This is a genomic window from Marivirga arenosa (genome assembly GCF_030503895.2).
Classification (GTDB): Bacteria; Bacteroidota; Bacteroidia; order Cytophagales; family Cyclobacteriaceae; genus Marivirga; species Marivirga arenosa.
In genome coordinates this window covers 3246691-3270039 of the sequence record NZ_CP129970.2, presented here as the reverse complement: position 1 = coordinate 3270039, position 23349 = coordinate 3246691, and the positions used below count along the sequence as shown (strand labels likewise).

The 23349-nt window shown below is 33.9% G+C and carries 18 protein-coding genes; 9 read left to right on the top strand and 9 right to left on the bottom strand.

Features of this window, described 5'->3' with window-relative positions:
- Positions 1 to 4 precede the first annotated feature (4 nt).
- The 3 genes from QYS48_RS14200 (at position 5) to QYS48_RS14190 (ending at position 2078) form a co-directional block, all read left to right on the top strand.
- Positions 5 to 901, top strand: coding sequence for a J domain-containing protein (locus tag QYS48_RS14200; protein WP_308356492.1), 897 nt, complete (start codon positions 5 to 7; stop codon positions 899 to 901).
- Positions 901 to 1197, top strand: a complete 297-nt coding sequence (locus tag QYS48_RS14195) for a chaperone modulator CbpM (protein ID WP_308356491.1) — start codon at positions 901 to 903, stop codon at positions 1195 to 1197. Before QYS48_RS14200 ends, QYS48_RS14195 begins: the two co-directional genes overlap by 1 nt.
- A gap of 299 nt (positions 1198 to 1496) precedes the next feature.
- The gene (locus QYS48_RS14190; protein ID WP_302124632.1) at positions 1497 to 2078 is read left to right on the top strand and encodes a hypothetical protein; all 582 of its coding nucleotides are present in this window, start codon (positions 1497 to 1499) and stop codon (positions 2076 to 2078) included.
- 366 nt (positions 2079 to 2444) lie between these two features.
- Here the strand turns inward: QYS48_RS14190 and QYS48_RS14185 are convergent, their stop codons facing one another.
- A complete protein-coding gene (locus QYS48_RS14185) occupies positions 2445 to 3056 on the bottom strand; it encodes a TetR/AcrR family transcriptional regulator (protein WP_308356490.1) in 612 nt (203 codons plus the stop codon).
- Between the two features lie 54 nt (positions 3057 to 3110).
- Here QYS48_RS14185 and QYS48_RS14180 point away from each other — a divergent pair, with 54 nt between their 5' ends.
- Entirely contained in the window at positions 3111 to 4235 is a 1125-nt protein-coding gene (locus tag QYS48_RS14180; protein ID WP_308356489.1) for an FAD-dependent monooxygenase, read from the top strand.
- 67 nt (positions 4236 to 4302) lie between these two features.
- On the top strand, positions 4303 to 6291 hold the full coding sequence (locus QYS48_RS14175) for a TetM/TetW/TetO/TetS family tetracycline resistance ribosomal protection protein (RefSeq protein ID WP_308356488.1): 1989 nt from the start codon (positions 4303 to 4305) through the stop codon (positions 6289 to 6291).
- Positions 6292 to 6299: 8 nt separating this feature from the next.
- Here QYS48_RS14175 and QYS48_RS14170 read toward each other — a convergent pair whose 3' ends face one another.
- From QYS48_RS14170 to QYS48_RS14160, 3 genes are all read right to left on the bottom strand, one after another.
- Entirely contained in the window at positions 6300 to 6671 is a 372-nt protein-coding gene (locus QYS48_RS14170; protein ID WP_302124622.1) for a hypothetical protein, read from the bottom strand.
- Positions 6672 to 6907: 236 nt separating this feature from the next.
- A complete protein-coding gene (locus tag QYS48_RS14165; RefSeq protein WP_308356486.1) occupies positions 6908 to 7441 on the bottom strand; it encodes a hypothetical protein in 534 nt (177 codons plus the stop codon).
- Between the two features lie 161 nt (positions 7442 to 7602).
- Positions 7603 to 12093: an AAA family ATPase gene (locus tag QYS48_RS14160; protein WP_308356485.1), complete on the bottom strand. Its 4491-nt coding sequence runs from the start codon at positions 12091 to 12093 to the stop codon at positions 7603 to 7605.
- Positions 12094 to 12255: 162 nt separating this feature from the next.
- Between QYS48_RS14160 and QYS48_RS14155 the strand changes: the two genes are divergently transcribed.
- From QYS48_RS14155 to msrB, 4 genes are all read left to right on the top strand, one after another.
- Positions 12256 to 13317 (top strand): NAD(P)/FAD-dependent oxidoreductase, encoded by a 1062-nt coding sequence (locus QYS48_RS14155; protein WP_308356484.1) that lies wholly within the window; start codon positions 12256 to 12258, stop codon positions 13315 to 13317.
- 161 nt (positions 13318 to 13478) lie between these two features.
- Positions 13479 to 16250 (top strand): triple tyrosine motif-containing protein, encoded by a 2772-nt coding sequence (locus tag QYS48_RS14150; RefSeq protein WP_308356483.1) that lies wholly within the window; start codon positions 13479 to 13481, stop codon positions 16248 to 16250.
- A gap of 176 nt (positions 16251 to 16426) precedes the next feature.
- Positions 16427 to 17038, top strand: coding sequence for a flavin reductase (locus QYS48_RS14145; protein WP_308356481.1), 612 nt, complete (start codon positions 16427 to 16429; stop codon positions 17036 to 17038).
- A gap of 70 nt (positions 17039 to 17108) precedes the next feature.
- On the top strand, positions 17109 to 17624 hold the full coding sequence (gene msrB, locus QYS48_RS14140) for a peptide-methionine (R)-S-oxide reductase MsrB (RefSeq protein ID WP_308356479.1): 516 nt from the start codon (positions 17109 to 17111) through the stop codon (positions 17622 to 17624).
- A 2-nt stretch (positions 17625 to 17626) separates the two neighbouring features.
- Here msrB and QYS48_RS14135 read toward each other — a convergent pair whose 3' ends face one another.
- From QYS48_RS14135 to bglX, 5 genes are all read right to left on the bottom strand, one after another.
- Positions 17627 to 18184, bottom strand: a complete 558-nt coding sequence (locus tag QYS48_RS14135) for a 1-acyl-sn-glycerol-3-phosphate acyltransferase (RefSeq protein WP_308356478.1) — start codon at positions 18182 to 18184, stop codon at positions 17627 to 17629.
- A gap of 55 nt (positions 18185 to 18239) precedes the next feature.
- Positions 18240 to 18437, bottom strand: coding sequence for a hypothetical protein (locus tag QYS48_RS14130; protein WP_302101044.1), 198 nt, complete (start codon positions 18435 to 18437; stop codon positions 18240 to 18242).
- 279 nt (positions 18438 to 18716) lie between these two features.
- On the bottom strand, positions 18717 to 20123 hold the full coding sequence (locus QYS48_RS14125) for a sugar porter family MFS transporter (RefSeq protein ID WP_308356477.1): 1407 nt from the start codon (positions 20121 to 20123) through the stop codon (positions 18717 to 18719).
- Positions 20124 to 20218: 95 nt separating this feature from the next.
- Entirely contained in the window at positions 20219 to 21037 is an 819-nt protein-coding gene (locus QYS48_RS14120) for a glycoside hydrolase family 16 protein (RefSeq protein WP_308356476.1), read from the bottom strand.
- Positions 21034 to 23319, bottom strand: a complete 2286-nt coding sequence (gene bglX, locus QYS48_RS14115; RefSeq protein ID WP_308356475.1) for a beta-glucosidase BglX — start codon at positions 23317 to 23319, stop codon at positions 21034 to 21036. The genes QYS48_RS14120 and bglX overlap by 4 nt, the downstream gene beginning before the upstream one ends.
- Between the last annotated feature and the right edge of the window lie 30 nt (positions 23320 to 23349).

Here is a 23349-nt window from a genome sequence, read left to right as displayed (position 1 = left end):
TAAAATGGCATTTATTGATTATTATAAAACCCTAGGGCTTAGCAAATCTGCTACGGAAAAGGAGATTAAAGCTGCCTATCGCAAGCTGGCCCGAAAATACCATCCGGATGTCAATCCTGACAATAAAGAAGCAGAGCAAAAATTCAAAGCCATCAATGAAGCGAATGAAGTATTGAGCGATCCTGAGAAACGTAAAAAGTACGATCAATACGGTGAGAACTGGAAGCATGGTGAGGAATATGAAAAAGCACGTCAGCAACAAAGGCAACAACAGCAGGCTTATAGTACGGGTGGTGCATCTGGTTTTAACGAAGGCGATTTCTCTGACTTCTTTGAATCCATGTTTGGCGGTGGGGCTTCATTCGGTCAAGCTGGGCGTTCTGCAAAATTCAAAGGCCAGGATTATCATGCTGAACTCAATCTTAACTTAACCGATGTTTATAGCACTCAAAAGCAAGTTTTAACAGTTAACGGTCAAAAGATCAGACTCACTATTCCGGCCGGAGTGGAAGACGGACAGAAAATCAAAATTAAGGGCAAAGGAGGCCAGGGCTATAATGGCGGTCCTAATGGTGATTTATACATTCAATTTAATATTGCCCCACATCCGAAATTCAAAAGGGTGGGTGACAATTTATATCAGGATGTGAAGCTAGATTTATACACTGCTATTCTGGGAGGAGAACTTCTGGTAGATACTTTTGATGGACAGGTGAAACTGAAAATCAAAGCCGGCACAGAAAATGGATCCAAGGCAAAACTGAAAGGAAAAGGCTTTCCTGTTTACAAAAAAGAAGGACAATTTGGAGATATGATCATCACTTATCATATCAGCATCCCTACCCAACTGTCTGATAAAGAAAAAGCCTTGTTTAAAGAACTTCAAAACTTAAGAAGCTGATGAAAACGCAAGAATTAATATCCACTTATACGCTATGCTCTCAATACAATATTGAAATTAGTTTTGTAGATGAATTAAATAAAATGGGGCTAATTACTATTGAATTAATAGAAGAGAAACCATTTATACACCATGATCAGCTCAATAAATTCGAAAAAATAATGAGATTATATCATGAGTTAGAGTTAAATCTTGAAGGGATTGATGTGGTTTTTCATTTATTGGAAAAGCAAGAAGCACTTCATCAACAAATAAAAGCACTTCAAAATCGATTAAAGCTTTATGAAGGAGAGTAGAAATTTAAAATCATACTTTTAAACAATAGGAATTTAGTCATGAAATAGTGAATTAAACTCTTTTTCGATTATATGAATCTTTTATACGACAAAGACACCAATTGAACATTTAAACTCTCTTATTTTTGAACTTACTCTATATGTTAATTCAACTTTTTTTAGAATCAAATGTAACATAAGTCATAATAGGCCTTCCCAATAAGCATTTACTTGAGTGTCATAAAAAAACTAAAAATCTAAACTAAAAACTAAAATTTATTTTTATGAACTAATTTTTTAACCACTCAAAATTTAGAAACATGGCACAATTTATCGCATTCAACAAAGATGTTGAAGTAAACAAGCAGACTGTTTTATCCATTGTTAATTCAATGGAAAAAGGCAAAGAAACAAGATTAGGAATTCTAATAAAAAATGGAGTAAATCCTGATCAAAATGAATGGTTCAATCAACAAAACTGGTTAAATGCATTTAAAGATATTGCCGAGAATCTTGGCGATATGAATCTATTTTTAATAGGAAAGGCCATAATTAACAATGCACAATTCCCTCCCATTAAAGATTTAGAAGAAGGTTTAAGATCAATTGATGTTGCTTACCATATGAATCATAGAGTAAATGGTAAAATAATGTTTGATCCTGAAACAGGTAAAATGACTCCTGGAATAGGGTATTACAAGGTTACAAAATTTGATAGCAAAAATAAAGAAGCTGAAATGGTATGTGATAATCCTTACCCTACTAAGTTTGATGAAGGCATAATTACACAGGTAGCTAATAAATTTAAGCCTATGGGTTCAAGAGTTTCAGTAGATTTAGATACCACAAAAGAAATGAGGAAAGAAGGGGCAAATAGTGATACTTTTTTAATTAGGTGGTAGTAGTTGGTTTGAGTTCCTTACTTTAAAAAATGAAAAAGCACAAGCTAGAACTTGTTCTTTCTTATTTAATTATCCTTCCTTTAGTATCCCCACTCCTTCCTAACTGACTTAAGCGCTCATTAAAATGTTCGTCCCGCTTTCATCCCACCAAGCTTTGCCCGTTGTAATAGGGCTTTAATGGTGCTAATTGCTGCAAATTCAATTCTAATTACACTTAATAAAGCGTCTGCTACACTTAATTCTTTAACAACCCAATAAGCAATGAGTAGAAATGTTAAATTTCACAATCCTAAAGCTCTTTCTTTTGCATTGAAGAGAAAGTAATGATTTTAGGAATTAAAAATTTACAGAGAACAAATTATATTTTTAAGGTATTAATTTAAAATATTGCTTTCTACCTTCTTCCGTTAAATATGGGAAAATGACTTCAAATAGTAATTGGTGATAATATGAAACTAATGCATCTTCTGGTATATTAAACAGAAAAGCAGCGTTAATCCAATTATCGCCCAAAATATTCATTCTTTCATACAGCCTTTCATATTCTCCTTCAAAAGCCTTTTCTCTTATCAGTTTATGTTGGATCATCTGATCAAAAAGTGCCAGATATTGCTGTTTTCTTAAATCCTGCAGTTTAACATAATGTCTTTTAAGCTTGTCATTGGTCTCTAGTACTTTGTATAGGTCCTGAAGTATAAACCGGTAATTATATAAGGTTTGCATGGATATAAGCGAGCTTTTATATAGAAAAGGAAGTATGGCCTGATCCTGCACGATTTTTTCCATTTCTGCATTCATTTCATCAACAAGCTGATAATATAATTCCGCAATCAAATCGGCTTTCGTTTTATAATGATAGTTAAGATTCCCTTGACTAATTCCTATTTCTAGCGCAATCTGTCTGAGCGTGACATCCTTTACTCCTCTTTTATTAAATAAAGATAAAGCGGTTAACAAAATTTTATTCTTTGTTTTCATATAATTAGTATACTTGACCTAATCTAGTATATTTGACCTAAAATTAATGAAATAATGGAAATATCTATCATTGGAGGCGGTATAACTGGTTTAACTACAGCCCTTGCTCTAAGTAAGTTAGGAATACCTGCTAAAGTATATGAGCAAGCAGAATCACTAAATGAAATTGGTGCAGGAATATGGCTACAACCCAATGCTATGAAAGTGCTTCAATGGTTAGGTCTTGAAAAGGAAATAAAGCAGGCAGGATGTACATTAAATAAAATGGAAATTACTTATCCTGATTTAACACCTATAAAGAAAATTAATAAGGCTGTAGTATCAGATTCAGACGGAAACCAGACTATTGCTATTCATCGTGCCAAATTACAATCCATATTATTCGATAAATTAAAGGAAACGAGCCATATTGAGTTAGGTAAATCTTATATTAATCATGAGTTAGTAAACAAGAAAATTGAAATACAATTTAAGGATGAATCAATAAGCTCTGATATTGTGTTGGGGGCAGATGGAATTCACTCAAAGGTTCGCGCTACTATGGGCTTGCCTTCCCAATACAGAAATACGAATCAAATATGTTGTAGAGGGATCGCTACTATTGAGCTTCCAGAACATTTACAGGCAGAAGGAAAAGAAGTTTGGGGACATAAAAAACGTTTTGGTTTTTCACAATTATCGGATGAAAAAGTCTATTATTTTACGGTTCTTAATAAAAATAATTGTCCATCAAATTTAGATCAGAATTCACTTATCGATCAATTTAAAGAATTTGACCCTATCGTTTCTCAAATCATTGCCTCCTCTGAAACTTTTCACGAGACAGAATTATATGATTTAAAAAGATTACCCAATTGGTACAATACTCACAGTTGCCTAATCGGAGACGCAGCTCATGCTACAACGCCTAATATGGGACAAGGAGCTTGCCAAGGTATAGAAGATGCCTACTACATCAGTAATCTATTAAAATCTTCTGAAAAGCCTGCAGATGCGTTCAAACAGTTTGAATTAAAAAGAAGAAAGAAAGTTGAATATGTAGTTAATAACTCTTGGAATTTTGGGAAAATGGCTCATAACCCTTTTGGTCAGCTGATCATGAAAACCATGATGAAAATAACTCCAGAAAAGGTAATTAGTAAGCAAATGAATAAGCTTTACGAGGTAGATGGATTATAAAACTTCCAAGTAAATTTCTTTCAATACAAAGCCTAAATTCTTATCAAAATGATAAGTTTGCAGCTTGATGTCTACGAAGAATGTACTCACCATAGGAATTTTAGCGCATGTGGATGCGGGCAAAACATCATTAACCGAATGTTTACTACATGCTGCAGGTGCTACAGCGCAGGCAGGTAGCGTTGATAAAGGCTCAGCAATCACAGATGCCTTAGCATTAGAAAAAAGCAGAGGCATTTCTATTAAAGCCTCCTCTATAAATTTCAATTGGAAAGACACACAATTTCAATTAGTAGACACCCCTGGTCATATTGATTTTGCTGCTGAGGTTGATCGTTCATTATCGGTTTTAGATGCCGTTATTTTAGTAGTTTCAGCCAAAGAAGGCGTTCAAGCCCATACTTTAAATTTGTGGGAAAGTTTAAAGGAGCGAAATCTACCGGTCATTATTTTCTTTAATAAGATTGATAGAGATGGAGTTTACCCTGAACAAGTATTTAGTGATTTCCAAAAGGAACTACAAGCTCCCCTATTTGCTTTAAATTCACCCAACATAACCGAAGGGCAATATAGTTTAACCGCATTTGAAAAATCCGTCAATTTAGCAGAGAAACCCATTTTAAATCAGTCGATAGAAAATTTAGCAGAACATGATGAAGAATTTTTGGAGCAATATTTAGAGGAGAATCTAGATGATCCAAAAGATATTTTAAAGCAAGCGATTCCACATTTGAAGAAGGGAAACCTTTACCCTGCACTCTTTGGAAGTGCGAAATTAGGAATTGGCATTGAAGCATTGCTGAAAAACATGGAGTTGCTAATTCCTTCAGATCAAAAATACTACTCCACGCCATCAGCTAAGGTATTTAAAGTGGAACTCCATGATAAAATGGGAAGGTTGGCCTATATCAAATCCTATGGAAGCACACTTAAAACAAAGGACAGCATCTTATCTCAACAACTGGAGCAGGACATTAAAATAAATCAAATCTATAAAGCTGAAACAACAGGATTCAGCCAGGTAAATGAACTCCATACTGGAGAAATTGGTCTAATCACTACTTCAGAGATTATTCAATCAGGTGACATATTAGGGAATCAAGAACTTGATGATGAATTTACAAAGATCAGTAATGCTGTATTAGCTGTTGAAGTAAAAGCTGTTGAAGACAAAAACTATCAAAAGTTAGGGGAAGCATTAGAAATTCTAAATATGGAAGATCCTATTTTGGATTTTAAATGGTTTAAAGAGGAAAAAGAGTTTCACATCAAAATATTAGGCCCTATTCAAACAGAGGTTTTGAAGGATAGTTTAGAGCAAAGATGGGATATAGAAGCAGAGTTTCTTCCTCCTAAAGTGGTATATAAAGAAACTCCTTCAAAATCTGCAGAAGGTTATGTACGCTATTGGATGCCAAAACCTTGCTGGGCTATTATGACCTTTAAGATAGAACCCGGCCCTTCTGGAAGTGGTACACAGTTCACCAATCATGTACGCACTAGTGATATCAGTCAAAAGTATATCAATGAAGTAAAGCGTGCTATTCCCTGGACTTTGAAACAAGGAATTCATGGATATGAAGTCACGGATATCCAGATCACTTTAATAAAGGGCGAAGAGCATAGCGTTCATTCTAATCCGGGAGACTTTTTATTAGCAACCCCAATGGGCATCATGCGAGGCTTGGAGAATGCAGGGACTGATCTTTTAGAACCCATGTATGCCTTTGAAATTAAAGCTCATCAGGAATTGCTGGGGGCAGTAAGCAGCGATCTCAGTCAGATGCAAGCTCAATTGGAATCTCCGTTTTTTGATGAAGAGTATTTTATCTTAAAAGGCAGAGTTCCTTTAGCTGAAGCCATGAACTACCCCATAAAATTCAATGCTACAACTTCGGGTAAAGGTCGATTAAAATTTAAGCTCGATGGTTACGAGAAAACTGCTTTAACAGAGGATAAAGTGAGGGCTTACAGAGGCGTTTCACCATTAGATGAATCACAGTGGATTTTGCATATGCGTGGCGCATTCAAGGCAGATGAAAGAATGATGACCTAATTTTATATTTATTCTACTCCCACTTCCCCTATAACCTCTAGGCAAGTAATGTAAACGGGTTTACCTATCATACAAATACTGCCAACATCTTCCGCAGCTTCATACCCTAATCGAACGCGCTGCCCTTCAACATAGGTAAAGTCCCATAAAGGATCTTCTTCTGCTCCTTCAGGTAAAGGAGGTGTGCCACAAAAGCCCCATCGCCAAACCGGCTCTAAATAATCACCATTATCGAGTTGAAAAACAAAACCACAACCATCGGTTGAAGACATATCGACCACTGTTGCTGTATAAGTACAATCTTTGGAAATTTTTGAGTCTTCTGGTTCGCAAGCAACGATGCTTAGCGTTAGTAAAAGTATGGGGATAAGTCTTTTCATTCTATTAGTTATGATAATTGAAAGACACCATATGGATTTGATAGGTTGGAATTCTCTTTCACAGCCAAACATTATTGGTGTGTTTATTCAAAAGAAATGTAACAATAAATAATATATCTATTTGTTAGAGTTGGATACATCTTAAACATGATCTATTCTACATTTAAAATAGTAACAAAAAAGCCTCAAACAATTTAATTGCTTAAGGCTTTTTTCTTGCAAATAAATTTAATTTACTAATTATTACTTTCTGGTGATACCGTTAGGAGGCCGTAAATATTGAATACCGCATCAAAGTCAACAGGGCCCTCACTGCTAGCTATAACATGAAATGCAAATGGCTCAAAATTTTCAACGTAACCTTCAATCTCTTCTAAAATGGCGTCAGGAATTTCAATATCGGTTTCTGAAGTATAATCTAATGAATTCTCCACTTCGAAAAATGGAGCGCCAGGATTGGCTCCAAAAAAGGTAAGACTTATCGCTATGCTGGTAGGAGCAGAAGCATCTATCCTATCATTTACTTGCAAAGTAAGTCTTTCTAAAGTAAATTCTTTCACTCGATCCTTATATTCTTGAATCTCCTCAGCAGAGGGATCTATAATAACTAGAACTGTAGTATCTTTTGCTTGGTCAGACAAAACCCTTGCAGTTTTCTCAAAGTTTTGAGGAACATCAATATCTAAAATATCATCAAATTCATCACATGCAAAAATAGAAAGTGTAAATAGCGCTATAAGCGATAATTTGAAAGTAGATTTTAACTTCATATTATTTATAATTTTTATTATTAACATTAAAACTACTTTATTAAGTTGATTCAAAAAACCCTTTTTCGTTCAATCGTACCTTTTGAACTATATAGCTATGAATCTATTAGCCAAAGATTAAACAAGGCTATTCTCATAAGTCAAATACAAATAACTTATCCTTACTTCAGCACCACCCCAACCCCAATTTTCTCCAATAAATAAGGGTTATGATCAATTACTACTATATCGTTTCTTCGGCTTAACTTTTCAAGGATATCAAAAAGCAAATCGATATCTTCAAAATGTAAACCTATACTGGGTTCGTCTAATACATATAAGGTATTTTCAGTTTGATCTTCTAAGCAGTTCAAGAGCAATAATCTTTGCTTTTCACCTGAAGATAAACTCTTAACTGGCTGGTTTAATGTCAAGTGATCTAAACCAATGGATGACATCTTGTCTAAAAAGGAAATCTTTTTGCTACTCACTTTATGTTGACCAAACCAAGAATTTAACTCTGCCAAATTGAAGTCTAATACTTCAGCAATATTGAGTCCATCGACTTCATAATCTAACACATATTGTTGGTATCTGGTCCCCTTACAAACCTCACAAGTTTCTATTGTATTGGCTGCAATATCAAGACTGGTTTCAATTACCCCTCTACCCTTACAATTTGGACATTGCCCTTTCTTATTTTTGTAAGAGAATTCCTGTGTCTTTAAATCAGTATTCTTAGCAAACACCTTGATTACCAAGCTTAACAAATCAAGATAATCTACTACTAAGGTATTATTATATGCTCTCAGTTTTTTAGCTTCAAAATATTGAGCTGCTTTATATTTCCTTGGAAAATCTATTTCTGAACAATGAACTGCTTTTCCTATATTTATACTTGGTATTATAATATCCTTCACTAAAGTCGTTTTCCCAATACCGGATTTACCACTGATGGCTGTGATTCCACCAATTGGTACATTTAGTTTTTCCTTTTTTAAGCTGTATCGATTTATGTTTTTAATTTGAATAGCCTGACCCCCTGTTTTAAGACTTAGCTTCTTCCCGGCTGTTTTTAAATAAGGATGACAATAATCTTGCTTTAAGAAAGATTGAGGCGTCCCCTGAAATATAATTTCACCTCCTAATTTACCTGCTTTAGGTCCTAATTCTACCAATTGATCCGCAGCGAGAATGATTTCCTTATTATGCTCAATAACAATCACTGTATTTCCTTTATCGATCAGTTCTTTCAAAATTTTAATCAAGTCCGGAATATTATCATTTGATAAGCCTGCGGATGGTTCATCTAGTAAATAGGTAATGCCTTTGAGTGGACTATTCAGCTGTTTGATGAGCTCGACCCTTTGGTTTTCCCCACCAGATAAGCTTGGGGATTTTCTACTTAATTGTAAATGGTTTATATGCAGCTGTTTTGCTCTTTCTATCGTCTGCTCTAAATAGGGTTTGAATCGATTAATTAATTTGTAATCAATCGTATTCTTTCCTAAAGATTGAGAAAGCCAGTTATCCAGCTCATTAAAGTTCATCTCTTTAACATCTTGAATAGATTTTCCTTCCAACTTATAGTCAAGGCGTTCTTTTTTCAAACCACTGCCAGAGCATTCACTGCAAGTCGCAGGAGAAAATAATGCCTTTAAGTTATCAATATGCTTATTCTTTCTGGTTTTATAATATTCATCCTTGAGGTAATGAAATAGTCCTTCCCACCTCATGCTAACTTGCTGAGTTCCGCTTCTCGTCTTCGTTTTGAATCTCCATTCCGTTTCCCATACTTTATCACCTGCGCCTTCAAATAATAATCTTCTTTGCTCTTCATTAAACTCTTTAAAAGGGGTTTTAGTGCTAAATCCATTCGCATTGGCAAGCTCCTCAAAAATGGCCATATGCCTACTATCGGGTTCACCGTAATAAGCTAATGCTTTGTTATGAGTAAACAAGCCTTCTGCTATGCTCAAATTTTCATTATGAATAATCTTTTCAAGATCCGGTAGTAACTCCACTCCTACTCCCTCACAAATAGCACATCTTCCTAGTTCATGGTGATTAGAAAAATGACTAGCAGATAATTCATCTCCTTCATATTGTGCCTTTCGGGAAAATGCAAAACGTAATAATTTATCGATTCCAGTTTGCTTGGCTATATCAGAACGTAGATTTTCACTTTTCTCTTTTCGGCTTATGCAAATAGTGGGGCTAAGTCCGGTAATATTCTCTACCTCAAACTGATAATTAACACCTACTCTAAATTGCTGGTATGAGCTAAATTGCTTGGTCATTTCTTGTAAACCGTATCCATGCAATGTGTCTATCAATAATGATGATTTACCAGAGCCAGAAATTCCGCTTAATACCGATAATTTATTTTTAGGGAATACAATATTTAGATCTTTGAGGTGATGGGTATTTGCCCCTTTTACATGGATGCTTTTTGTATCCTCTTGCTTCACTGCAGCTAATTCCCTTTTCTCAAATGGAATTGAATTATCAATCCATTGATCACATTCCTCATGGAATAAAGCATGATATTCAAAACAGATAATACCGGCAGTTTGCTTTTTAAGCTGATGCAGAGCTTCTAATAATTGCCTTACATTTTGCTGATGCAAACCAATACTTGGTTCTTCTAAAAGCAAAAGGCTGTTTTTGGTCGGTTTTGCAAAATGTTTAGTTAGTTTGATTCGCTGAGCTTCACCACCAGAAAGCGTATTCGATGGCTGGCCCAATTTAAGATACCCTAGCCCTAATTGAATCATAAGTTCTAGCACTTTAGCTATCGCTTTTTCTTCAGAAAAAAAGTCTAGTGCTTGTTCAACGCTTAAATTGTAGACATCTGCAATATTTTTATTCTGCCACTCAACTTGTAATACTTCTGGTTTAAATCGCTTGCCATTACAGCTAGGACAAATCTGATTAATATTGCCTATAACACTCATCGATAAACTGATTACTCCTGCTCCCTCACATGTTTCACATCTGCCCATTTTGTTATTAAAAGAAAAAGCACCTTTCTTCAAATTAAGCGTTTTTGCTTTTTCTGTTTTAGCGAATAAATCTCGTAGCTTATCAGCTAAAGCGGTATAAGTAGCAGGATTACTTCTCGGTGTTTTCCCTATCGGCTGATCTGTCACTCTAACCATATTGTAATCTTTACTATGGGCAAAATCTTTCAACTTGCTCGATATATCTGCAGTTTTTCTACTGATAACATTTAAGCTGCCCGGCTGAAAATTTAAGATTTGCTTTGTATTTTGATTAGGCTTTAATGGTTTATTGTTTACTGACTTTTGAATTTCATTTAAAGTCGGGCTATCAATATTTTTTGAATTAAGATACTTATTCAGAGAACCATTAAAAATAACATCTCCACCAAATCGTCCTGCTTTAGGACCTAATTCTAGTATCCAGTCTGCCTGCTCTATAAAGTTTAAGTCATGCTCCACCACCATTACGGTATTTCCTTTCTTAATTAAACGCTTCAGCATGTATAATAAGTACTCTTGATATGGAGCTGCTAAACCTATTGAAGGCTCATCAAATACATATAATATGCCCTGTAAATTGCTATTAACTTGTTTTATTAATTTTATCCGCTGAGCGTCTCCAGAGGAAATTTCAGTACTAGGAGTGCTCATAGAATAATCTTCCATTCCAAGTTGGATCAGATCATTTAATTGGATTAAGATCTTATCAACTAATAGCTTTTCTCCTTCATTAAGTGATTCATCTTTTAACTTCTCAAATAAAGGATTCAAAGGCATTTCCATCCACTGCTGAAAATTGTAGTCTTTCCATTTATATTTAAGATGCTCAGCTTTTATTCTTGCGCCCTTGCAACTTGGGCATAATTTTGAACTGACAAACTTTAAAATATTCGGGTTTCGATCTCGTTTAAGAATATCATTCATGATGGGCAGCATTCCTTTATAATAATGCTCCTCTCTCGGTTTAGCCTTGAATCCCTCCCATCTTAACCTTGATTCTAAACTATGCTTACCATAATACACCTTTATACGCTCACTCCCATTCAATATCACATCCTTTTGTTCCTCGCTAAGCTCTTTCCAAGGGATGTCAACATTAAAGCCATGCGCTTCACATACCTTATTTAGCTCTTCAACTGTAACCTGTGAATAAACAATATAGCCACCAGGTAAAGTGGTAGTTATGGCTCCTTCTCTTAGGGTTTTATTCTCGTCTCCAATGAGTTTGTTTAAATCAATAAACTCTGCTTCTCCAATTCCTCTACAAACTTCACAGGCTCCTTTTGGATGATTAAATGAAAAAAGAGATTTACTCATTATGTCTTCACCAGAATAGCGAGCAAATAAAATTCTGAAAATAGCGGTTAATTCTGAAAGGGTTCCAAAAGTAGTATTAATGGATTGAAATCGTTTTGATTGCTCTACTTTAATGACAGGAAGTAAATCATCAATTTCATCTACCTCAGCTGTTGGAATTGCTAAAGCATTTTGCTGGTTATAGGCTGCTAAGCTTTCTAAAAAATATCGATAGCCTTCATTTGCTATAACCCCCATCGCTAAGGATGATTTTCCTGAACCAGAAAGGCCAGTTACGACTATTAGTTGATTTTCAGGTAACTCAAGATTAATATTTTTAAGGTTATTTTGATGGGCATTTTTAAGCTTCATAAAAGAGATTTTCAAATTTCAGAAAACAAAGATATAAAGATTATAGTCGCTAAATTATTTGAGGAAGCTTACTAAAATCTAATTAAAAAGATAAATGTTGTAACAGATATATAAATTTTTAGTTAATGCTTTATTTATCAAAATATTTCAATTTCTAAAAACATGGTCATAATTATTGGGGCAGGATTATCGGGATTACTTACCGCTTATCGCTTACATCAAGAAAACATTCCCTATACAATCTTAGAAGCAAGAAACAGAATAGGTGGGAGAATAAATACTGTACAAGCTGAGGAAAATACGGCTATTGAAATGGGTGCCACATGGTTTGGAAGTCAACATCAAAACCTTATTAATTTATTAAAAGAATTAGATATAGAATCATTTGAGCAATTTACAAAAGGTAAATCATTATATCAGGCAAATTCAAATTCTCCAGCTCAACCGATTGATATACCACCTCAGGCTCCTTCTTATAGAATATGTGGTGGATCTTCACATCTTATTCATACTTTATTTAATCTCATTAATCACAACAATGTGTTTCTGAATCAGGCAGTAACAGAAATTTCCTATGATAAAAATAGATTCATAATTAAAGCTAATAATGTATTTACAGCAGATCAAGTTGTATTGGCTATACCGCCAAAATTATGGGTAAATAAAATAGAAATAAGTCCAAGCCTTCCGAATGAACTAATTTCAGTTGCTAAAGATACTCATACTTGGATGGAAGAATCTATTAAAGTTGGACTCAGTTATAAGTCACCATTTTGGGTAGAAAATGGACTTTCTGGTACATTGTTTAGCAATAGTGGTCCAATAGTTGAATTTTATGATCATTGTAATCATGAAAGATCAAGATATGCTCTATGTGGTTTTATGAATCCTGCATATTCTCAATTATCCAAATCAGAAAGAGAAAAAGCAGTCCTAAATCAAATCAAAAATGTATTTGGTGAAAAGGCCTCAGAATATTTGGAGTATAAAGAATGCATTTGGAGTGAAGAGTTGTTTACATATGATTCATCTGAAAGCCAATTAATTCCACACCAAAATAACGGTCATCCTATTTTCAGGATTAGTCATTTTGATCATAAACTTTACATCTCAAGCACAGAGGCTGCTCTACAGTTTCCTGGCTATATGGATGGGGCTGTTCAAGTAGCTAATTCAATTGCGAAGAGAATAATACGACAATTAAAGGAAGATATTATCACATAATATGAAGGTTTAGTAAACAATCCATGTTGTTTAATCGAAAAATCATATCTGAAAAGAGACAAACTATAAATTTTAATTTTATAAACGTTATTTTTATATCAAACTATCAAAATTTAATTCTACAAAAACTTTTTATACAAGGTTTCATTAAAATATATTAAGTGAATGTTCTATTAAATATTGCCATAAAGAATCATAAAACTGTTGTGAAAAGACTGACTGTATTAATCAGAATCATTAACATCTTCCTACTCTTAGGAATTATTCATTCCACAGCATGGTCACAGTTTTATCCGGCTAAGGTGTATTCCATACGTGATGGAATGCCTACAAATGCAATTTTTGATATTACACAAGCCAATGATGGAATAATGTGGTTTATGACTTCAAAAGGAGTTGTAAATTATAATTCCTTAAAATGGCATCTTTTCTCTGATAGTCTTCAATTACCAAATTCCCCTTACTCATACATAAGAGCCTTGGAAGATGGCTCAGTCTGGACGGCAGGACAGAATAGCAATGATTTTGTAATTAAATATTATAAAAATGAAAACTGGCAATCAGTGAAGCTAGAGGGTATAGAAAAAATTGAGGGTAAATTCACTTTTGATGTCAGGTTAAATAATTCTGGTTACAGTATTATTATTGGGGGTAGAAACACTATTTATTTACATGAAACTAGCAATTCTACCTTGCAAAAATATCAATTATCCGATAATCCTTATTACAGAATAAACTCGATTAAGTTTCATAATAAAATAGCTTACATTTCCACTTCTGAAGGTCTCTATACACTTAATAATTCTATTTCAAGCCATCCTGTTAATCAACATCTAGAAATTAATGATGAGGTTCTACAAATCCATTGGGACAAAAAAGATTTATACCTATTAGGCATAAACTGGCTTGCTTTATATCAGGATGATGAATTTAAATACCTTAGTAATGATACAGGAGTTAATTCATCCAGTAGATTTAATAAACATAATTTAACAGTGGATCGCTTTGGTAGAATTTTTTATAGTAGCATGAGTTCTGCACAATTTCTAGATAGATCAACTGGTTATGGAAAGATTCTTTACATTAATGGTCGTGTATTCAATGCCCAAAGCAACAGAATTTATGTGGATACTGAGAACAATGTTTGGGTAGGTGATCATAGAGGATTATTTAAATTTAATGTTCTTAGATTTCAGAATTACAATGAAAACATAGGCTTAGCAAATGATGAAGTAACTGCGATAACGTACCATGACCAGCAGCTAATTTTAGCAAACCAAAATCAGCTTAATTTTCTTGAAAATGGAAATATTGTTAAAAAACTAAATATTGGCTTTCAAGCTGGCATAAGAATTCTAGATTTAGCAACTAATGGTTCAAATCAGCTTTTTATTGCAGCTAATTCTGCTGGATTAAAATTGTATGATGGTCAGGAAGTCATAAATCTCGATTGGAAGACTAAAAATGAAGATCATGTTGTAACCTCTGTTGAATTTATCAATGATAAATTATACTATTCAACTAATGTAGCTTTATATAGTTATGAAGAAGGTGTAATAAAAAAAGAAGTAAAAGTACCTTATATTCGAAATATAAGTCAATTAAATAAAGATACAATAGCTGCATTAAGCACTTCTGAAGGTTTATTTTTATATAATCCTTCTACTAAAAATATTCAGCAATTCACATCATCATCTCGCATTTACAGTAATGTTTACAATGTATGTAAATGGAACGATCAATATTTCATAGGAACTAGCGGAGGTTTAGCTGTTATTAAAAATAAGCAAATCGTACCTTTTTTCACATCTGAAAAACTAAATAGAGTTGCCATCTACAGCTTATTTGTGAGCAAGAATAATAATTTATGGTTGGGAACGAATGAAGGTATCTTTATTTGGGATGGTATGGATATCACCAATTACAATAAAGCACATGGCTTAGTGGGTGATGAAATCAATAGAAATGCATTTCTTCAAATTAACAAAGAGGAAGTCTGGATAGGAACTGAAATGGGAGCATCCGTTTATAATTTTGATGAAGATTTAAGTACGGAATTAATTCCAAATCTTCAACTTAAAAAGGCTGAAACTCTTGAAGGAAGTGTTTTAACTGAAAGTCAAAATATTTTAAAACATGATAATAATACTATTGAATTTCAATTTCTAGGGGTATCCTATTTTGATGAGAATCAAATCAATTACCGTTACAAGCTCAATGGTTTTGATGAAGACTGGCTTTATATCGATAATCCAAATTCAAACTCAGTTCGTTATACTAATTTACCTCCAGGTGACTTTGAGTTTTTAGTAGAGTCTAGCCTGGATAATAATAATTGGAGTGTACCTAAAAGCTTGAGCTTTACTATCGAAAAACCCTTTTACTACACTTATTGGTTTGTTGCTATTTCAATAATAGGAGTTCTCATTCTTCTTTACAGTATTTATAGGATAAGATTCTATTTTATACTTAAAAACCAACAAAAACTAAAAAAAGAGGTCAAACTTCGTACTCAAGAAATTCAAAGAATGAATGATGAAATACAGGCCCAAAATGAGGAATTAATAAGTCAGAGTGAAGAAATAGCCACCAACAATGAAAGATTGGAGGAGATTGTTCAAGACAGAACTCGTAAACTTAGGGAACAAAATGATAGACTTTCAAAGTATGCATTCATGAATTCACATGAGCTCAGAGGCCCAATTTGCAGAATGATAGGTTTGTTGAATCTTTTAAAATTATCTCAGCAGACTGAATATGAAAAGATATTAAGCCTTATTCAAGAAACTGGAAAGGAATTGGACATCATCACGAGACATATTAATAAGTTATTAGACAATGTAGATCTAAGTGATTTACAAGAAGCAAATAGTATTGAGGTAATAAATGCCAATAGCAGAGAGCAAGATCAAATAGATGATAATATTAATTAACTTTTGACTTAAAGTATAGATAGTTTTATAGCCAAGCCTTAGTTGAATTATGCTATACTTATTTTAAAGCTTATAATTAATTTCCCACATAAAGAACACTCATATTTTTTTCTAATAAAGTTAAAACCAAAACAATATCATTAAATATATGTATTTACATCAATAAAATTTATGATATGCTACATATTGATAAAAAGGCAATAGATGAAATGGAAAGTCGGTATAGAGGAAATTTCTTCAATACGATATCAGGCTTCAAAAGCGCTAATTTGATCGGTACAATTGATAAAAATAAGCAAACAAACTTAGCTATATTTAATTCAGTAGTTCACATTGGCGCAAATCCACCCTACCTAGGTTTCATACTTAGACCTACTACAGTTGAAAGACATACGTATTCTAACATTAAAGGAACTGGGTTTTACACCATCAATCATGTACAGGAGGACTTTATTGAAAAAGCGCATCAAACGTCTGCGAAATATGAAAAAGCTGAATCGGAATTTCATAGATGCGGATTTCAAGAAGAGTATCTTCATAGTTTTATCCCTCCCTATGTAAAGCAATCTAATATAAAATTGGGATTAAAATTTGAAGAAGAACATCCAATAAAAGTGAATGGAACAATATTAGTTATTGGTAGCATTCAGCATGCCTATTTAGATGAAAAATACATACAGAATGATGGATCAGTAGATATATCTTTGGCACAAACAGTGGCTGTTTCGGGTTTATATCAATATTTAAAAACTGAGAAATTAGATAAGTTTAAATATGCAAAGCCATAATTGGAAAAATACAAAACCAAATCTTTTTATAACAGTATAATAACACATCAGTAATTAATAATTCAAAAAAATGAAACATCTTACGATAAGTCAAATCGGTACAATTATGACCGTAGCCTTCATGTCAATATGTTTTCAAGCCTGTGCACAACACAACAGCAGCTCTGAAACAAAAAAGGAACTGAAAAACCATACATTTGAAGTTCAAAAAACGGAGCAGGAATGGAAAGAAGCCTTAGATCCTATGGCTTACAAAGTACTTAGAGAAGCCGGAACTGAAAGGGCCTTCACTGGAAAATATAATGATTTCAAAAAGGAAGGTGTTTTTGTTTGTAATGGATGTAAAACTAAATTATTCAGTTCTGAAACGAAATATGAAAGTGGTACAGGATGGCCAAGCTTTTTTAAACCTATTAATGATGAAAATGTGCTAGAAGTTGAAGATCGATCTTTAGGCATGGTTCGCACAGAAGTAGTCTGTGCAAAATGCGGAGGACATTTAGGCCACGTATTTGAAGATGGCCCTAAACCTACAGGCTTAAGATATTGTCTGAATTCAGCAGCTTTAGATTTTAAAGAAGAATAAATTTATATAACGCCCTGTTCAGGGTATTTGCCCTGAATAGGTCTATAAAAATCCTTTATCTTTTCAATATTCGCATCCATATCCCCTTTTGCTTCAAAGCTAGGCCCAACGCCTGCAATTTTATTTTTGTAATCTAAATAACCACATAATATAGGAACATTTGCTCCTTCTGCCACCCTATAAAAGCCAGTTTTCCAATTAGGTTGATAGCTTCTAGTACCCTCAGGGGTCACTAAAATCACTAGTTTTTCTCGATCATCGAATAATTTAATCATGGCTTCTGTCATCGATTGCTTTTTACCATTTTTATGAGTTCTATCAATACCAATAGCACCAAAAGCATTCAAGATCCATTTCAATGGACCTTTCAATAATTCTTTTTTAACTGTATAACGGACAGGGATTTTGAGTATGTAAAAAGCCGCTCTTGCCCAAACTAAATCCCAATTAGAGGTATGTGGTGCAGCTATCATAACTGCTTTGTTTGTATTTTCAGGTATTTCAGCGGATACTTTCCAACCTCCCAACCAGAGAATAAACTTTGCTAAGTAATACGCCATATTGTAAGCTTTATTTTGGCGTAAAGATAAGTATAATTATAGGGTATATAATGACTTAGTGAGGCAAACTCACAAATGCAGTGTTTCTTTTAGATTGATAAACATCTGCTTCCGTTAAATCAATTGATTTTTCTATACTCGTATTATTCTTAGCTGAATAAGGAGCATCCTTCTGCTTATAGTAATTATTAGAAATTACAAGACTGGTCGCCACGGCCATCAATAACGAAAATGTTGAAAAAAATCTTTTCATATTTATAGTATTCCTATTGTATTGGTATTAATGACACAGCTTGTATGAAAAAGGTTGGCACACTATTTAATATAATTTACATATTATTTAATTAATACAATTTTTAGTTTCTAAGATAGAATATGAATAAAAGGTCAAAAAACAGTTCTATCGGTGTATAAGTTACTTTTATACATTTGTACGATTAACACAAACTCTTAGATTAACACAATAAAAAAAGCTTATCTTATATCGAATTAGATCGATATAAGATAAGCTTCACTGCTAAATAGTATTCTATTATGATTTTATCTCACCATACTTTTCAGCCCATATATCTTCTAATTCCTCCAGGCTTCTACCTTTGGTTTCAATTATATATTTTTTAGTAAAGATAATTAGTATAATAATACAGATTCCAAATATTACATAGGGTAATGATTTGTTCCACACTACTTCATTGTGTTCACTATCTGCAATTATTGGGAATGATTGAGAAACTAAATAATTACCTGCCCATTGTATAGCTACTGCTATTGACATTGCAATACTTCGAATTTTATTAGGAAACATTTCGGATAATAAAACCCAGGTAACAGGCCCCATACTCATGGCGAATGATGCAATAAATAATAATACTCCTATTAATGAAATTAACCCTACTTGCTCAAAATACAAAGATCCTCCTAATAGGATAAACCCTAGTAACATTCCAAAGGATCCGATCATGATCAATGGTTTTCTTCCCAATTTATCAACTGTAAACATCGCTACAAAAGTGAAGGTGAAATTGACCGCACCTAGTAATATTTGTTGTGCCAAAACATCATCCTGGGTATATCCTAAAGCTTTTTCAAAAATATCTCCACCATAATACAATACAGCGTTGATACCCGTAAATTGTTGGAATAAGGACAATAATGAACCTATGATTATTATTGCAAAAGCCCCCTTCTGGAAAATATTGATGTTGGTTTTTTCTATTTTCCTTTCCTTAGCTAAGGATTGTTTAATCTCAGCTAATTCTCTATCTGCTTCTACACCTTCGTGTAAGGAATCCAAAACTTTTTTAGCCTCTTCATCACGGCCCACCAACAGCAACCATCTTGGGCTCTTAGGTATAAACAATGTCAATACAAGGAATATAATACAAGGAATTAATTCAGACCAAAACATCCATCTCCATCCTTCATCGATTTTACCTTGTTCTGAACTATAGCTTTCACCTATGTAATAGGTTGCTAGGAATACTACAAAGAAACCAGTTACTACTGCCAATTGGTAGAAAGTTACCAATACCCCTCTTTTATCTTTTGGTGAAATTTCGGCTATATAAGTTGGTGCAGCCATTGAGGCTAATCCAATAGCTAAACCGCCTATCACTCTAAAAGTTACTAATAGGCTGATGCTCTCAGGTAAAAAAGATGGTAATCCAGACCCAGCTGCTGAAATTGTAAATAATAATGCTGAAACAATTAATGTCAATTTTCGACCAATTTTTGTGGTCATTGGTCCTGCTATTAGCGCACCAACTAAACATCCTAATAAAGCGCTGCTGACCACCCAGCCTTTCATGGCAGCACTTAACTCGAAATATTTACTGAAATAATACTGAGTACCATTTATAATACCAGTATCATAACCAAATAGCAAACCACCTAAGGCTGCCACTGATGCAATTAATATTAAAAGTCCTTTTTTCGACATTTTCCCATAGTTTTTTAAAGTGAACAGCTATAATACCAAAAAATTTTGGTGTATATACATCAATAGCCAGTAAATTTTATAAATGGATCTTATTTTCAATCGATGGATGCTTGACTGTAATTAGTTTTGGTAGGCTTTTCAGAATAAACTCTAACATAATCAATAACAAACTCCTGAGGAAAACTTTGATCATCCACTCCATATTTCCCTCCCCAATTACCACCAACTGCCAAATTAATTATAAGGTGAAATTTCTTATCAAAAGGCCAAGTTGAATTATCACCACTCTTTTTATAGACCACATGATAGGGATTATCATCTACTAACCATTCGATTTTTTGATCCGTCCAGTGAATAGCATAAGTATGAAAATTTTCATCTGCATCTTCTACTTTTATAGAATCTGATTTTTCAGTTCCTTTTATATGATTATAACTTTCTGTGTGAATAGTTCCATAAACAGTGCCTGGATTGTAACCCACATATTCCATTATGTCTATTTCACCATCTTTTGGCCATTCAATTCGCTTGTCTAAAGTAGGCAACATCCAAATTGCAGGCCATGTACCTCTTGCATCAGGTAGTTTAGCTCTAACTTCTATATATCCATATTGCCATTCCGCCATTTTTTCTGTGGTTAACTTGGCAGAAGTATAAGTTCGATTATGATCTTTTAATGCTTGAATAATTAATTTACCATTCTCAACTTTTAGATTCTCTTCCAAAGCGGTATAATACTGTAATTCATTATTTCCAAATCCACAAAGTTCTGGGCATCCGTTTCCTTCCACAATATTCCATTTTTCACCTAGCTTCTGCACATCATCAAACTCATCTGACCAGACTAAATTGGTTTCCTTTGGACTACATTGGCTGAATACAATAATTAAGGTTAATAGATAAGCAAATTTCATTTTAATACAATTTCTTCATAATTCTGGACTTGTGAGTGAGGCCCAATAAAAACATGAAAAGCTCCTTTTTCCAGTGTCAACTCTCCATTTGATTTATAATAAGAAAGCATATCTTTAGTGATTTTAAATTCCACCTGAACAGTTTCTCCTGCTTTTATATCTACTTTCTTAAATCCTTTTAAGGATTTGACCATCGGAGTTTCCTCCGCTACTAAATCTTGAATGTAGAGTTGAACAATTTCCTTACCATCTACATTAGATATGTTTTTTATATCAATTGATGCTGTAATTTCTTCTGATTCATTCATAGCATTAGCCGATAATTCAATTTCACCATATTCAAATTCAGAATAGCTTAAACCATAACCAAATGGATAAAGAGGTGAATTAACTACATCAGTGTAATGTGAATAAAATACCATTCCAGGAGCCGTAGACGGTCTACCCGTAATTTTATGATTATAATAAATTGGGATTTGACCTACATGGCGAGGAAAACTCATCGTCAACTTAGCAGAAGGATTATTATCCCCTACTAAAGTAGCTGCAATAGCATCTCCGGCTTTTTGACCTAAGTGCCAAGCTTCTACTATTGCGGGTATATTTTCATCTTCCCAGCTTAAAGAAAGAGGTCTTCCATTCATAAGCACCAATACTATATTCGGATTTACAGCATGAATTTCTTTAAGTAATTCTTGTTGAAGACCAGGTAAACCGATATCTGCTCTGCTTCTCGCTTCTCCCGACATGTAAGCAGTTTCGCCTAAAGCTAGAATAACAAGATCTGATTGCTTAGCTAGTTGAATAGCTTCTTTAAAACCGGATCTGTCATCCTGATTTATAAGCTGTTCTTCAAAAAAGTTATTAGGGCCTATTGATAGTTTAACTCCTTCTGCGTATTCTATATTAGAATTAGGTAATGCATTTTTAAGCCCGTCTAATAGTGAGGTAGCTGAATTTGACACCGCTTGTGCTCTCCAGTTACCTAAAGGAGTATCTTGATCGTTTGCCAGTGGTCCTATTACTGCAATATTATTGGTGTTTTTTATCGGTAAAAGCTCATTTTCATTTTTCAATAATACAATTGACTCTTTAGCCATTTCCTCGGCTAATTGATAATGAGACTCATGTCCGACAACTTCTTTTTCTCTTTGAATATTAGAATATTTGTAAGGATCATCAAAAAGACCTAATTCATATTTTAATTGTAATACATGACGAACTGCTTTATCAACAATTGATTCCTTAAGCTCTCCAATATTAACTAAATCCACTAAATTTTGAACATAGGCGGTACCTTCCATATCTATTTCACTACCAGCATTAATTGCCTTTTTTGCAGCGTTCTTCAGGTCAGCACTAACGCCATGATTCACCAACTCCCCTATTGAATTCCAATCTGAAACTACAACTCCATTATAATCCCACTTATTTCTTAATATCTCTTGCAACAAATATTCATTTGCCGTGGCAGGAACTCCATTTATATCATTGAATGAATTCATGAAGCTAGCTGCTTCTGCTTCGACAGCAGCTTTAAAGGGAGGTAAAATATGATTATGAAGGATGTAATTATTTATATTAACTGAATTATAATCTTTACCACTTTCAGCATAACCGTAGCCCGCAAAGTGTTTTGCTGTAGCCGCTATCGTTCTATTTGAGGATAAATCAGATCCTTGAAATCCTTTTATTCTAGCTTTTGCTATTTCAGATTGTAAAAATGGGTCCTCTCCAGCCCCTTCCATAACTCTGCCCCATCTTGCATCAACCGTAACATCAATCATAGGTGCGAAAGTCCAATGCACTCCTGATGCAGCTGTTTCTGCGGCAGCAGCGGCAGCAGTTTTTTGCATTAAATCTAGATTCCAAGAGCTACTTTCGGCCAAAGGAACTGGAAACATCGTTTTATAACCGTGTATTACATCATATGCAAATAAAAGAGGTATTCCGAGTCTGGTCTCTTCTACTACAAGTTTTTGCATCTTTCGGGTATTTTCAGCACCTAAAAGGTTTAATACAGAACCAACTTGACCTGAAATCAGCTGCTGATATCTAATACTATCTTGCCCTTTTTTACTGCTTGGCCCTGTAAATTCACTACCTAAGCTATATTGATTTAACTGCCCAACTTTTTCTTCCAATGTCATTATAGACAGTAATGAGTCTACTTTATAATTATAATCAGAAGATGTGGTCACAGCTGTTTTCTCTGAACTGCATGAGAACAACAATAATACAGACATAGAAAGGCCTGCCAATCTTAAAATGAAGGGTTTCATAGTTTTAGTAATTAAAGTTATTGAATATGT

Coding starts and splice junctions, on each gene's coding strand:
- QYS48_RS14200 (WP_308356492.1), top strand. CDS start 5: ATGGCATTTATTGATTATTATAAAACCCTAGGGCTTAGCAAATCTGCT.
- QYS48_RS14195 (WP_308356491.1), top strand. CDS start 901: ATGAAAACGCAAGAATTAATATCCACTTATACGCTATGCTCTCAATAC.
- QYS48_RS14190 (WP_302124632.1), top strand. CDS start 1,497: ATGGCACAATTTATCGCATTCAACAAAGATGTTGAAGTAAACAAGCAG.
- QYS48_RS14185 (WP_308356490.1), bottom strand. CDS start 3,056: ATGAAAACAAAGAATAAAATTTTGTTAACCGCTTTATCTTTATTTAAT.
- QYS48_RS14180 (WP_308356489.1), top strand. CDS start 3,111: ATGGAAATATCTATCATTGGAGGCGGTATAACTGGTTTAACTACAGCC.
- QYS48_RS14175 (WP_308356488.1), top strand. CDS start 4,303: ATGTCTACGAAGAATGTACTCACCATAGGAATTTTAGCGCATGTGGAT.
- QYS48_RS14170 (WP_302124622.1), bottom strand. CDS start 6,671: ATGAAAAGACTTATCCCCATACTTTTACTAACGCTAAGCATCGTTGCT.
- QYS48_RS14165 (WP_308356486.1), bottom strand. CDS start 7,441: ATGAAGTTAAAATCTACTTTCAAATTATCGCTTATAGCGCTATTTACA.
- QYS48_RS14160 (WP_308356485.1), bottom strand. CDS start 12,093: ATGAAGCTTAAAAATGCCCATCAAAATAACCTTAAAAATATTAATCTT.
- QYS48_RS14155 (WP_308356484.1), top strand. CDS start 12,256: ATGGTCATAATTATTGGGGCAGGATTATCGGGATTACTTACCGCTTAT.
- QYS48_RS14145 (WP_308356481.1), top strand. CDS start 16,427: ATGCTACATATTGATAAAAAGGCAATAGATGAAATGGAAAGTCGGTAT.
- msrB (WP_308356479.1), top strand. CDS start 17,109: ATGAAACATCTTACGATAAGTCAAATCGGTACAATTATGACCGTAGCC.
- QYS48_RS14135 (WP_308356478.1), bottom strand. CDS start 18,184: ATGGCGTATTACTTAGCAAAGTTTATTCTCTGGTTGGGAGGTTGGAAA.
- QYS48_RS14130 (WP_302101044.1), bottom strand. CDS start 18,437: ATGAAAAGATTTTTTTCAACATTTTCGTTATTGATGGCCGTGGCGACC.
- QYS48_RS14125 (WP_308356477.1), bottom strand. CDS start 20,123: ATGTCGAAAAAAGGACTTTTAATATTAATTGCATCAGTGGCAGCCTTA.
- QYS48_RS14120 (WP_308356476.1), bottom strand. CDS start 21,037: ATGAAATTTGCTTATCTATTAACCTTAATTATTGTATTCAGCCAATGT.
- bglX (WP_308356475.1), bottom strand. CDS start 23,319: ATGAAACCCTTCATTTTAAGATTGGCAGGCCTTTCTATGTCTGTATTA.